The organism is Amycolatopsis sp. NPDC059657 (genome assembly GCF_042734395.1).
Taxonomy (GTDB): domain Bacteria; phylum Actinomycetota; class Actinomycetes; order Mycobacteriales; family Pseudonocardiaceae; genus Amycolatopsis.
Genome location: NZ_JBHWEB010000194.1, coordinates 1 through 12,288, shown reverse-complemented (window position 1 = coordinate 12,288; position 12,288 = coordinate 1). Strand labels below are relative to the sequence as shown.

At 67.8% G+C, this 12,288-nt stretch carries 14 protein-coding genes; 8 read left to right on the top strand and 6 right to left on the bottom strand.

The features are described 5' to 3' along the window. Positions 1-82: 82 nt before the first annotated feature. Positions 83-931: a hypothetical protein gene (locus ACFV15_RS46155; RefSeq protein WP_378359599.1), complete on the bottom strand. Its 849-nt coding sequence runs from the start codon at positions 929-931 to the stop codon at positions 83-85. Positions 932-1,034: 103 nt separating this feature from the next. On the opposite strand from ACFV15_RS46155, the gene ACFV15_RS46150 reads away from it, so the two are divergent. Genes ACFV15_RS46150 through ACFV15_RS46140 form a run of 3 tightly spaced genes read left to right on the top strand, consistent with a single transcriptional unit; the run spans position 1,035 to position 4,090 of the window. Beyond that, positions 1,035-2,378, top strand: a complete 1,344-nt coding sequence (locus ACFV15_RS46150) for an MFS transporter (RefSeq protein ID WP_378359597.1) — start codon at positions 1,035-1,037, stop codon at positions 2,376-2,378. After that, positions 2,375-3,544, top strand: coding sequence for an acyl-CoA dehydrogenase family protein (locus ACFV15_RS46145; protein ID WP_378359596.1), 1,170 nt, complete (start codon positions 2,375-2,377; stop codon positions 3,542-3,544). The genes ACFV15_RS46150 and ACFV15_RS46145 overlap by 4 nt, the downstream gene beginning before the upstream one ends. A gap of 36 nt (positions 3,545-3,580) precedes the next feature. Beyond that, positions 3,581-4,090: an NIPSNAP family protein gene (locus ACFV15_RS46140; RefSeq protein ID WP_378359594.1), complete on the top strand. Its 510-nt coding sequence runs from the start codon at positions 3,581-3,583 to the stop codon at positions 4,088-4,090. On the opposite strand, the gene ACFV15_RS46135 is transcribed toward ACFV15_RS46140, so the two are convergent. Genes ACFV15_RS46135 through ACFV15_RS46125 form a run of 3 tightly spaced genes read right to left on the bottom strand, consistent with a single transcriptional unit; the run spans position 4,076 to position 6,062 of the window. Then, positions 4,076-4,507, bottom strand: a complete 432-nt coding sequence (locus ACFV15_RS46135) for an NUDIX hydrolase (protein WP_378359592.1) — start codon at positions 4,505-4,507, stop codon at positions 4,076-4,078. The genes ACFV15_RS46140 and ACFV15_RS46135 overlap by 15 nt on opposite strands. A 10-nt stretch (positions 4,508-4,517) precedes the next feature. Continuing rightward, positions 4,518-5,408, bottom strand: a complete 891-nt coding sequence (locus ACFV15_RS46130) for a transketolase family protein (protein ID WP_378359590.1) — start codon at positions 5,406-5,408, stop codon at positions 4,518-4,520. A gap of 6 nt (positions 5,409-5,414) precedes the next feature. Further along, complete coding sequence (locus ACFV15_RS46125) at positions 5,415-6,062, bottom strand: transketolase (protein ID WP_378359588.1); 648 nt, start codon at positions 6,060-6,062, stop codon at positions 5,415-5,417. Between the two features lie 52 nt (positions 6,063-6,114). Here ACFV15_RS46125 and soxR point away from each other — a divergent pair, with 52 nt between their 5' ends. After that, complete coding sequence (gene soxR / locus ACFV15_RS46120) at positions 6,115-6,576, top strand: redox-sensitive transcriptional activator SoxR (RefSeq protein WP_378359587.1); 462 nt, start codon at positions 6,115-6,117, stop codon at positions 6,574-6,576. Between the two features lie 30 nt (positions 6,577-6,606). Next, entirely contained in the window at positions 6,607-7,146 is a 540-nt protein-coding gene (locus ACFV15_RS46115; RefSeq protein ID WP_378359586.1) for an RNA 2'-phosphotransferase, read from the top strand. Positions 7,147-7,278: 132 nt separating this feature from the next. Here ACFV15_RS46115 and ACFV15_RS46110 read toward each other — a convergent pair whose 3' ends face one another. Then, the gene (locus ACFV15_RS46110; RefSeq protein ID WP_378359584.1) at positions 7,279-7,860 is read right to left on the bottom strand and encodes a TetR/AcrR family transcriptional regulator; all 582 of its coding nucleotides are present in this window, start codon (positions 7,858-7,860) and stop codon (positions 7,279-7,281) included. Between the two features lie 196 nt (positions 7,861-8,056). On the opposite strand from ACFV15_RS46110, the gene ACFV15_RS46105 reads away from it, so the two are divergent. Continuing rightward, a complete protein-coding gene (locus ACFV15_RS46105; RefSeq protein ID WP_378359582.1) occupies positions 8,057-10,210 on the top strand; it encodes an MMPL family transporter in 2,154 nt (717 codons plus the stop codon). Between the two features lie 43 nt (positions 10,211-10,253). Here ACFV15_RS46105 and ACFV15_RS46100 read toward each other — a convergent pair whose 3' ends face one another. Then, positions 10,254-10,415 carry a hypothetical protein gene (locus tag ACFV15_RS46100; protein ID WP_378359580.1) on the bottom strand — a complete coding sequence of 54 codons (162 nt, stop codon included), beginning with the start codon at positions 10,413-10,415 and terminating at the stop codon, positions 10,254-10,256. 18 nt (positions 10,416-10,433) lie between these two features. Between ACFV15_RS46100 and ACFV15_RS46095 the strand changes: the two genes are divergently transcribed. Next, complete coding sequence (locus ACFV15_RS46095) at positions 10,434-11,171, top strand: MBL fold metallo-hydrolase (protein WP_378359578.1); 738 nt, start codon at positions 10,434-10,436, stop codon at positions 11,169-11,171. Positions 11,172-11,187: 16 nt separating this feature from the next. Beyond that, positions 11,188-12,165: a serine hydrolase gene (locus ACFV15_RS46090; RefSeq protein ID WP_378359576.1), complete on the top strand. Its 978-nt coding sequence runs from the start codon at positions 11,188-11,190 to the stop codon at positions 12,163-12,165. Positions 12,166-12,288: the final 123 nt, after the last annotated feature.

The window sequence follows — 12,288 nt, the reverse complement described above, 5'->3', positions numbered from 1 at the left end:
AAATATACATACTTCTACACTATTTCCTTGGCGTGGCGTCCTGGCGTGCCCACCCCCCCCACCCCCCCCCCCGCACGACCCGTTATGACCTGCGGAAGGTGTAGACGTCGGTCACCGTGTTGCACGGGCTCGGCGCGACCACCTCGACGCGGAGTTCGCCGGTCGGCGCGTCGTAGTCGACGCCCTCGGTGACGAACAGGCCGGGGCACGTGCTCACCAGCGGCACCTGGCCGAGCGAGCGCACGTGGGCGCGGACGTCGTGGCCCCGCACCGGCCTGGCCAAGTCGATCTCCAGCAGCTGGAACGAGGTCGGGTACAAGTCGTTATACGGGTCCGAGGTGGCGCAGAGCAGCTTCCGCTCGGACACGAAGTCACAGCCCTGCGCGTTGCGGATCTTGGTGTCCAGCGTGACGTGCCCGCTCAGCTCGAGCGAGCCGCCGGTCCCGGTCAGCGGCGCCGGGAACACGAACAGCCGGTCCAGCTCACCCAGCGCCGCCGCGACCAGCCAGCGGCCGTCCGGCGTGATGGCCACGGCGGAGTTCGCGTTGGCGGGCGGCTCCTCCGGCGTCAGCTTGTGTACGTACTCGTAGGTCTGCCCGGCGGGCGTCGTGACCAGGAACATCTTGTTCGGCGCCGGCACGTCGCGGGTGTTCTGGTACGCGTCCACGAGGTACCCGCGATGCGAGTCGACGTCGCCGACATGGCCCCAGCCCTTGTCCAGCTGCGCCTGCGGGATCGCACCGCTGCCGCGGTACACCAGCTCCGGCGGCTCGCCCGGCAGGCGCAGCGTGGCGATGCCCTCGTTGCTGAACTTGATGTCCACCGTGGCATGGCCGGTCTGCCGCCAGCCGCCGATGGAGGCGGCCGAAGCGGTCCCGCTGAACGCGAGCATGGCCGCCAATATCGCGGTGATTCTTACCGTCACACGCATGCGCATGAACTCCTCGAGAAAGCGTTTTCGCGGCGGCGGCGGGGGAATTCTCGCATCGGCCCACCGGTTTCGATGACCGCCGTTCGGTGGAACGATCTTGACCATGATGATTTCGGAGCGCCTGGACCGGCTACCGGTGACGCGTCGCCACCGTTATGTCGTCGCGCTGGTCGGGGTGGCGACCTTTTTCGACCTTTATGACCTGTTTCTCGCCGGGACGATCAGCACGGTGCTGACCCGGCAATTCGCCGTCTCACCAGGTGACTTGAAGCTGTTGCTCGCGTCGGCCTTCCTCGGCGCGTTCGTCGGCGCCGTCGGCCTCGGCAGGCTGGCCGACCGGGTCGGCAGGCGCACGGCGTTCCTGCTCACCCTCGGCCTGTATTCGGTTTTCACGCTTTTAGGCGCTTTCAGCACGGAAGTCTGGATGCTGGTCGCCTGCCGGTTCCTCGCGGGCATCGGCATCGGCGCGGAACTTCCGCTGGCCGACGCCTACCTCGCCGATCTCCTGCCGGCGAAACACCGCGGCCGCGCGACGGCCTGGGCTTACACGATCGGCTTCTGCGGCGTGCCCGCCGCAGGCTTCCTCGCACGCTGGCTCGCCGAGTACGCCGACGGCTGGCGCTGGCTGTTCGTGATCGGCGGGCTCGGCGCGGTCGTGGTCTTGGTGCTGCGCACGGGTTTGCCGGAATCGCCGCGCTGGCTCGTCAGCCAGGGCAGGTTCGCCGAAGCCGACGCCATCGTCCGCCGCTTCGAAAGAGAAACGCCGGAAATCACACCGGAAGCACCATCCGAGCCCACTGTGCCAGCCAAAACGCCGGCAAGCGCACTCTTCCGCCCGCCTTGGCTCAAACGCACCGCGATGCTTTATGTTTTCCAAGCACTGCAAGCATTCGGCTATTACGGCTTCGGCTCACTCGTCCCGATCGTGCTGGCGGCGAAGGGGTTCCACCTCAGCACGTCGCTCACCTATGTGGCGTTGACGTTTCTCGGTTATCCGCTCGGCTCGGCATTGTCGATTCCGATTATCGAACGCGTGCAACGCAAATGGCTCATCATCGGCAGCGCGGCGGGCATGGCCGGGTTCGGGCTGGCGTTCGGCTACGCGACGACGTCGGCGGCGATCATCACGTTCGGCTTCTGTTACACCTTGCTGTCGAACGTCTTCTCCAACGCCTTCCACACCTACCAGGGCGAGCTGTTCCCGACCGGGTTGCGCGCGACCGCGGCGGGCTCGGCGTATTCGCTCTCGCGGCTGGCGACGGCCGCGATGCCGTTCATCCTGCTCCCGGTACTGACCGGTAAGGGCGCTGGCGCGATGTTCGCGGTAGTGGCCGCGGCCATGATGATTCTCATAGTCGACGTGGCGCTCTTCGGTCCCCGCACCACCGGGCGTTCCGTAGAGTCGATCGCCGACGGCTCAACGATGCGCACGGGAGCAAGACGATGACGAAACCGGATGCCCACGACTTCCTGGACCTCGACGCCGAGCTGAGTGGCGAAGAACGCGACATGCGCGACGCGGTGCGTGCCTTCGCGAACGACCAGCTCCTGCCGAATGTCGCCCAGTGGTACGAGTCCGGCGCGCTCCCCGCCGCCGAGCTGGCGAAGAGCTTCGGCCAGCTCGGGCTGCTGGGCATGCACCTGGAGGGCTACGGCTGCGCGGGCACCAGCGCGGTCGCGTACGGCATCGCCTGCCGCGAGCTCGAAGCCGTCGACTCGGGGCTGCGCAGCTTCGTCTCGGTGCAGGGCTCGCTCGCGATGTACGCGATCTACAAGTGGGGTTCCGAGGAGCAGAAGCAGGAGTGGCTCCCCCGCATGGCCGCGGGCGAGGCGCTGGGCTGTTTCGGGCTGACCGAGCCGGACGCGGGCAGCGACCCCGGTTCGATGCGCACGCGCGCGGTCCGCGACGGCAAGGACTGGGTGCTCACCGGCACCAAGATGTGGATCACCAACGGCCCGGTCGCGCAGGTCGCGGTGGTCTGGGCGCAGACCGACGACGGCATCCGCGGCTTCGTCGTCCCGACATCCACGCCGGGCTTCACCGCGAACGAGGTCAAGCACAAGCTCTCGCTGCGCGCGTCGCTGACCGCCGAGCTCGTCCTCGACGGCGTCCGACTGCCGGAGTCGGCCGCGTTCCCCGAGGTCAGGGGCCTGCGCGGGCCGCTGTCCTGCCTGAACGAGGCCCGCTACGGCATCCTCTACGGCGTCGTCGGCGCGGCACGCTCGTGCTACGAGTCGGCGCTGGAGTACACGCTCAGCCGTGAGCAGTTCGGCAAGCCGCTGGCCGGCTTCCAGCTGACCCAGCGCAAGCTCGCCGACCTGGTGGTCGAGGTCAACCGGGCCGGGCTGGTCGCGCTGCAGATCGGCAAGCTCAAGGACGCGGGCAAGCTGCACCACAACCACGTCAGTTTCGGGAAGATGGCGAACGTCCGGTCCGCCATCGAGGTCGCCCGCACCGCGCGCGGGATGCTCGGCGCCAACGGGATTTCGCTGGAATACCCGGTGATGCGGCACATGGCGAACCTCGAAACCGTGCTCACCTACGAGGGCACCGAAGAGATGCACGCGCTCTCGCTCGGCCAGTCCGTGACGGGACTCGCCGCTTTCCGCTGACACAGGATGTCAGTGGAGACTGGCTAGCTTCGCGGCATGAATGTCGTGGAAGTGCGTCAGTACACCCTGCGTCCGGGCCGCCGTGATGAGCTGATCGAGCTCTTCGAGCGGGAGTTCGTCGAGAGCCAGGAGGCACTCGGCATCCGGCTGCCCGGACGTTTCCGCGACCTCGACGACCCGGACCGTTTCGTCTGGGTGCGCGGGTTCGAAAGCATGGAGGCGCGCAAGGCCGCGTTGGAGGCGTTCTACTACGGGCCCGTGTGGAAGCGGCACGGGCCCGCGGCGAACGCGACCATGCTCGACTCCGGCAACGTGCTGCTCCTGCGCCCGCTCGGCGCCGATTTCCCCGCGGAGATCCCGCCGCTGGTCACCGTGACGATCAGTGATCCGGTGGAGGATTTCGACAAGGACTCGGTCTGCTTCGAGACGCTCGACGTGGAGAACACGTTTCCCCGGCTGCCGGTCAGGGAAGGCGAGAAAGTGTTCGTGCGGTTCGACTTCAGCGGTTCGGAGACGGGTTCGCTGCGGCTTTCACGAGTCGGCTAGCAGCTCGGCCAGGCCGTGCGGGTAGAGAATCGCTTCGCCTGCCAGGAATTCGGCCAGCGGACGCCAGAACACATGCGTCCCCGGATCGTCGATGATGGTGCCGAGGTCCTCGCGGGTGAGCCAGGACCGGTCGGCGAACTCGGCGCCGAACAGGAAGACGATCTCGTGCCCTGGGCTGCCGTCGTTGGTGAAGATGTTCTCCAGCACGCCGATCTGCTCGATACCGGTCAGCTCGGCCGCGAGTTCTTCACGGAACTCGCGGCGGAGCGCCTCGGCCGCCCGCTCGCCGAACTCGATGCCGCCGCCGAGCGGGCGGTAGAACGTCTCGTTCTTGATCTCGTCGTGGCCTTCGAAGACCAGGATGTCGTCGCCTCTGCGGATCACGGCCAGCGCGAGCGGGCGTATCTCTGCGGTCACGTCGACGACACTACCCGGCCAGGAACTCCTTGACCTGTATGGCGATCGACGCCTCGTCGAGCCCGTGCGCGAGATCGTGATCGCCGGTGTCACCGTAGGTGCGGACCTCGATGTCGCGCCGGACGCCGAGTGAACGCAGCCGGTGCGGAATGTCTTCCAGCGCCGCGGACACGGCGTGCGCCGACGTCCCGGCGAGGTACGGCTCGACGATCAGCACGTTCGGCGTGGAATCCCACACCGCGGTGCGCAGCCCCGCTGCGTCGAAAGGCCGGATGGTCGAGGTGTAGAGCACCGTGACGTTCTGGCCTTCCGTCGCGGCCATCACCCGGTCGAGCATCGGGCCGACCGCGAGCACGACGCCGTCGTTGCCCCACTTGATGATCTGGACACCGGCGCCGAGATGGGCTTCGGCGTTCTCCTGCGCGGACAACCGCAGGTAGACATTGCCGTCACCGGGCAGTGATTCGAGGAGCAGGCGCCGCGCCTCGTCGGGGTGCCCCGGCACGTGGATGGTCCAGCCCGGCAGGCTGTCGATGAGCGCGACGTCGCCCGGCGCCTGGTGCGTGCGGCCCGCGAACGGCATGTCGTAGGAGGCGCCCGAGGACACCAGTACCGCGCCGACGCCCTGGTGGCCGAGGTCGAGTTTCACCTGCTCGAACGGCCGCTCGACCAGGAACGACGAGAACGTGTGCGCGACCGGGCGCATCCCGGCGAGCGCGAGCCCGCCCGCGACGCTGATCAGCAATTGCTCGCGGATGCCGACGTTGATGACCCGGTCCGGATGGCGAGCCTTGGCGTCGTTCATGGAGGCCGCGGAGATGTCGGCCATGACGAGCGCGACCCTCGGGTCGACGTCGAGCACTTCGTCCATTGTGGAGAGGAAAGTCTGGCGCATGTCCATGGCTGGTCAGCCTTTCGGTTCGACGACGGCGACGACCGCGAGCGGGCGTCCGGGGTGCGCTTCGGTGAAGGCGTGGTGCAGCGCGTCGTGGTCGCGGCCGTCGACGGTGCGGGTTTCCCAGCCTTCGACGGCGAACCGGCTCGCGATGCCGCCTGGCCAGCCGTGCGTGGCGGACGAGTTGTCGATGACGACGACGGTGAGCCGTTCCATGCCCTCGCGCCCGGCGACGGCGATGGCTTCGGCGTTGGAGCCCTCGTCGAGCTCGGCGTCACCGACGAGCACGACGATGTCACCCGGCAGCTTTCGGGCGTCGAGGCCGAAGACGGTGCCGACGGCGAGCGGCAGCCCGTGCCCGAGCGAGCCGCTGGAGATCTCGGCGCCGGGCACCCGCGTGCGGTCGGGGTGGTAGCCGAGCCGGGAATCGGCGCGGCCCCAGGTCTTCAGCTCGGACTCGTCGAGGAAACCCTTGGCGGTCAAGACCGCGTAGAATGCCATCGGGCCGTGTCCCTTGGACAGGAAGAAACGGTCGTTCCGGCCGAGCACCCGGTCGTAGAGCGTCCACAGTACGTCCAAAGTGGACGTCGCGGCCGCGTCGTGTTTCTCGTCGCCGGTCATCAGCGACATGAGCCGGTCGAGTTCAGTGGCGGTGGTCATGGACCCAGGCTGCAACCTCGACCAAACTCGAAGTCAAGGATAGCCTGGCGAGGTGACCAAGCTTGCCGACCACCTGACCATCGGACAGGTGTCCGACCGCAGCGGCGTGCCGCACACCGCGTTGCGGTTCTACGAGGACAAAGGCCTGATCGGCTCCGAACGGACGGCGGGCAACCAGCGCCGCTACGCCCGCTCGGTGCTGCGCCGGATCGCGTTCATCCGCGCCGCGCAACGCGTCGGGCTGACACTCGAGGACATCAGCGCCGCGCTGTCGACACTCCCGACCGACCACGCGCCGACGAAAGCCGACTGGGCGCGGCTGTCCAAGGGCTGGCAGGACGAACTCGACGCCCGCATCGACGCGCTGCAACGCCTTCGCGACCGGCTGACCGGCTGCATCGGCTGCGGTTGCCTGTCACTGCGCAGTTGCGGTCTCTACAACTCGGACGACCAGATGGCCCGCTTCGGTTCCGGCGCCGTGAAGCTGCGACCCGCGGTCGAGGGCGGAATTTGAGTTGCGCCAGGGTGCGACCATGAGCCCGTTATGAAAGACCTCAAACGTGTCTCCAAGAAACTCTCGTTCCACCTTCGGCACGAGCCGGACCTGATCGGCATTTCCCTCGACCCGCAGGGCTGGGTTTCCGTCGACGTCCTGCTGCGCGCGCTGGCCTCCCACGGCTTCCCGCTCACCCGCGCCGAACTGGACGAGGTCGTGGCGAACAACGACAAACGCCGCTTCGCCTTCGACGAGACCGGCACCCGTATCCGTGCGAGCCAAGGCCACAGCGTCTCGGTCGACCTCGCGCTCCCCGACGCGGTCCCGCCCGCCGTGCTCTACCACGGCACGGTCGCCCGGTTCCTCGGCTCGATCATGCGCGACGGCCTCAAGCCGGGCGCCCGCCACGCCGTCCACCTCTCGGCGACGACGGACACCGCCGTCTCGGTCGGCGCCCGCCGCGGCAAGCCGGTCATCCTCAGCGTCGACGCGGCCGCCATGCACCTGGCAGGCCACAAATTCCAGCTCAGCGCCAACGGCGTCTGGCTCACCCAGGCGGTCCCGCCCGCCTACCTCACCTTCGCCTGACGCGCACAGAACGCAAGCCAGCGTGCAGGGAAAGCAAGCTCGCGTGCACAGAGAGCAAGTGGATCTTCGCGGGTAACTTGCTCTCTGTGCACGCGTGTCCGCGATTCCTGCACGCGTGTCCGCGTTCTGTGGTCAGCAGATGCGGCGGGCGCGGCGGCCGAGGAGTTTGCGGCCCACCTCGAGGAGGGAGGCGCGCAGGGTTTCGTCGTCGAGGGCGGCGAGTGCGGGGGCGCCGCCGGTCAGCGCGAGGCCGGCGAGCAGGACGTGGGCGGTGATGACGCCCGACACGTCCGGGTCCTCGCCGACGAAGAGCGTGATCAGGCCTTCCTTCATGTCGACCGAGGTGTGGAAGCCGCGTTCGAGCGCCCGGGCGATGCCGGGGTCGCTGGAGAACAACGCGACCAGAGCCCGATGCCGGACCACCAGGTCGACGAAACCTTCGAGGACGTAGTCGATCTGCGCGCCGCGGCGGCGGATCTTGAGCCCTTCTTGGACGAGCACGGCGAGTTCGCGCATGCCCGGTTCGGCGACCGCTTCGGTGATCTCGTCCTTGGCCTTGAAGTGGTAGTACACCGCCGCTTTGGTGACACCGAGCGCGTCGGCGATCATCTGCAGCGAAGTTCCCTCGACACCGTGCTCGGTGAACAAGCGCAAAGCTGTGGTCAACAGCCGTGTCCTGGTGTCCTCACGGATTTCAGCCGTTCCGGCCGCCATCGGTCCTCCTCGATTCAGTCGGACTGTACGCCGCCATCTGGCCGATCGACAAGCCGACTCCCTAGCCGATCGGCTAGCACTGGCCTAGCCGTGCGGCTAGTCACATACTTGCCGATCGGCTTGTGACTCCCCTTGCCGATCGGCTAGCTTCAGTGTCACCTGATCGACTGAGACCTCTTCCAAGGAGTCACCCACAGTGGCCACCTTCCTCTACCGGCTCGGCCGGTTCGCGTTCCGCAGGCGAGCGCTCGTCGCCATGCTGTGGGCCGCCGTGCTGCTCGGCCTCGGCCTGGGCGCCGTGACACTGTCCGGGCAGCTCACGAACTCCGTGACCATCCCCGGCACCGAGTCGCAGAAGGCGATCGACCAGCTCGCCGAGAAGTTCCCGCAGGCCGCCGCCGGTGGCGCGACCGCTCGCGTCGTCATCGCCGCGGCGCCTGGCCAGACCGTCACCACCCCGGCCAACCAGGCCGCCGTCGAGCGCGTGGTCGCGCAGCTGAAGACCGCGCCGAAGGTCGTCAACGTCGCCGACCCGTTCCAGATGAAGTCCATCTCCCCCGACCAGCGCGTCGCGCTCGCGCAGGTCAGCTACAAGGAGAAGGCCTTCGAACTGACCGACGAGGACCGCACCGCGCTGAAGTCGGCCGCGAAGGTCGGCGAGCAGGCCGGGCTGCAGGTCGAGTTCGGCGGTGACGCCGTGCAGACCCAGCCGGTCACCAACGCCACCGAAGGACTCGGCGTCGCCGTCGCGGCGCTCGTGCTGGTCATCACCTTCGGGTCGCTGATCGCCGCCGGGATCCCGCTGCTCACCGCGCTCGTCGGCGTCGGCATCGGGATGGCGGGCATCACCACCGCGTCCGGATTCCTGGACCTCAACAACAACACCCCGGTGCTCGCGCTGATGATCGGACTGGCCGTCGGGATCGACTACGCGCTCTTCATCGTGTCGCGCTATCGGCATGAACTCGCCATCGGCCGCACGCCAGAAGAGGCCGCCGGACGCGCCGCGGGCACCGCGGGCAGCGCGGTCGTGTTCGCCGGATTGACCGTGATCATCGCGCTGGCCGGGCTGACCGTCGTCGGCATCCCGTTCCTCGGCGAGATGGGCGTCGCCGCCGCGATCACCGTGGCCATCTCCGTGATCATCGCGCTGACCCTGCTGCCGGCGATCCTCGGTTTCGCGAGGAACCGCATCAAGCCCGGCAAGGACCACGAGTCCGCGAAGGCCACCTACGGCGAGCGCTGGGCCAGGTTCGTCGCGAAGCGCCGCTGGCCGGTGCTGATCGCCGCTGTCGCCGGTCTCGCGATCGTCGCGATCCCGGTCACGGACATGCAGCTCGGCCTGCCGAACGACAGCACGGCCGCGCCCGAGTCCACCCAGCACCGCGCCTACGAGATCGTCAGCAAGAGCTTCGGCGAAGGCGCGAACGGCCCGCTGCTGGTCGTCGTCGACATGCCGAACCCGCAGGCGGTGCCACAGGTCGTCGCCAAGCTGAGCGCGCTGAACGACGTCGCGTTCGTCAAACCGACCGGCGTCAACCAGGTGGGTGACACGGCACTACTGACCGTCATCCCGAAGAGCGGCCCGAGCAGCAAGCAGACCGAGGATCTGGTCGCCGACATCCGCGCCCAGGGCGCGTCGCTGAAGTCCGAAACCGGCGCGAGCATCGCCGTCACCGGGCAGACCGCGGCCAACATCGACGTCTCGGAGAAGCTCTCCGACGCGATGCTCCCCTACCTCGCGTTGATCGTCGGCCTCGCGTTCCTGTTGCTGATGCTGGTGTTCCGTTCGGTCATCGTGCCGCTGAAGGCGACGCTCGGCTTCCTCGGCTCGGTGGTCGCGACGTTCGGCGCCGTGGTCGCGGTGTTCCAGTGGGGCTGGCTGAACGACCTGCTCGGCGTCGAGTCGACCGGCCCGATCATGAGCATGCTGCCGATCCTGCTGATCGGCGTGCTGTTCGGCCTCGCGATGGACTACCAGGTCTTCCTGGTGACGCGGATGCGCGAGGAGCACGTGCACGGCGCCGAGCCGCAGGAGGCCATGGTCACCGGCTTCCGGCATGGCTCGCGGGTGGTCGTGGCGGCGGCGCTGATCATGATCAGCGTGTTCGCCGGCTTCATTCTGGCCGAGTCTTCGCTCATCCAGTCGATCGGCTTCGCGCTGGCGTTCGGGGTGGCGGTGGACGCCTTCGTGATCCGGATGACGATCGTGCCCGCGGTGATGTCGCTGCTGGGCAAGGGCGCCTGGTGGCTGCCGCGCTGGCTCGACAAGGTGCTGCCGAACGTCGACGTCGAGGGTGAGCAGCTCACCAAGAAGCTCGACGAGGACCGCGAACTCGCGTCTGTCTAAAAGGGTCGTGAGTGTTGCCGACGGTTAGAACCGCCCGCAACGCTCACGAGCTCATGAACCACGCGACGGCGCCGCCGGCGGCCACCAGTGCGGCCACGCCGAGCAGTATCGCCATCAGCTTGACGGATTTCCAGGTGGCGTACACGCCGCCGATGAGGAAACCGGCCAGCGCCAGCAGCAGAATTCCGATCAGTTCCTTGCTCACGGTGCCCTAGGGTGCCATATGACCATCAGCCTGACCGTCCTGGGCAGTTCGACCCCGTATCCGCGGCCCGACAATCCCTGCTCCGGTTACCTGGTGGCACACGGCGAGACGACCATCTGGCTGGACGCCGGGCCCGGCACACTGGCCGCGCTGCAGCAGTACACCGCGATCGACGAACTCGACGCGATCTGGATCTCCCATATGCACGCCGACCATTCAGCGGATCTGCTCGTCGCGCTGTATGCACTGCTGTTCGCGGACCTTGAGCCGCCAGGCCCGATCCCGCTCTACGGACCGCCCGGCATCGCCGCGAGGCTGGCCGATTTCCTGACCAACACGCAGCGCGCGCCGGTCGAAGAGGCCTTCGAGGTGCACGAGCTGCATGACGGTCACCAGGCCTGTATCGGCAGACTGCAACTGACCAGTCACGCTGTGGCACATGGCTTCCCTGCCTTCGGGCTGCGTGTTTTCGACGGCACGAAGGTGCTGGCTTACTCGGGTGACACCGGACCGTGTCAGGGTCTGGCTAAGATCGCGGACGGAGCCGACCTGTTCCTGTGCGAGGCAGATAGCGCGGAGCAGTCCCCAGTGCATCTGACGCCGCTTGACGCAGGGCGCGCCGCTGCGGGCACCGGACGGCTCGTACTGACCCATGTCGGGCCGTCGCTGACGCCTCTCGAGGCCGAGGCGCAGGCATCGACCGTCTACACCGGACCGATCGCCTACGCGGCGCCCGGTTCGGTCTTCACACTGTGATCGATTGGGGATTGTTGTGGCAGAACAGGTGAACCGCCGGGTCCTTTTGGGACTGGGCGCCGCGACGGCCGCTGTGCTCGCGACCGCCACGCCGGCACTCGCGGAAACCGAGACCGCTTCACCGCAGAAGCGGGTCCGCCGGGTTTACGAAAGGCAGTCGTCGCGCGCCGGCGGCACGTGGAACTCCTTCATCAGCGTCGCGGGCTCCACCGAAGTGGAGGACAAGGCCGACGAGCTGGTGGAGGCCTACAGCGTCAACAAGATCGCGGTCGCCACCGCGGTACTGGACAAAGTGGACCGTGGGCTGCTGAAGCTCGACCAGCGCGTCGACGTGCCTGCCGACATCATCGTCGCGGGAGGCGACGGGATCTTCGGCCTCGACGGCGCGTACCCGAGCTCGGTCACCCTCGGCCACGTGCTGGCGCTGCTGCTGACCGTCTCCGACGACACCTGCGTGCGGCTCTGTGGTCTCGTCGCGCCCGCCAAGGAGATCAATGAGATCCTGGTCGCGAAGGGTTTCCCGAAGACCCAGGTCAAGCCGGTGGCGAACCCGAACCGGTTCTTCCTCGGCCAGACCACCCCGCGTGAGACGCACGATCTGCTGCAGGCGCTGGTCGGCGGGACGCTGCTGTCGAAGGCCTCCGGTGACTACCTGCTGAACATCCTGCGCTCGCAGGCCGCGTTCACCGACGGCATCCGCCGGACGATGTCCTCGGCCGAGCGCGGCAGGGTCGCCACGAAGGCGGGCTGGTTCAACGACGGCCGCAACGAGGCCGGGATCATCTTCGACACCGCGGGCAAGCCGGTGCTGACGTACTCGATCTTCGCGCACGGCCAGGAGGACCCGGACAACTTCGGCGCCACGCACCCGGCCGTCGAAGCCCGCGCCGTCATGGGCCGCGCGTTCTTCGACGCGGTCGACAAGCTGGCTCCGCCCGCGACGGCACGCGCCATGGCCGCAGCCCCGGCCTACCGCCCGTCGAACGGCGGCTAAAAGGCTCGTGAGTGGTATGGCCGGTTCTAACCGGCTGTCCTGTTTCAGGACTTCACAGACAGATGTGTGTCAGGACTTTCCGGACAGTTTCTGGCTGGTCAGTGGTTGATAGCGTACTGATCT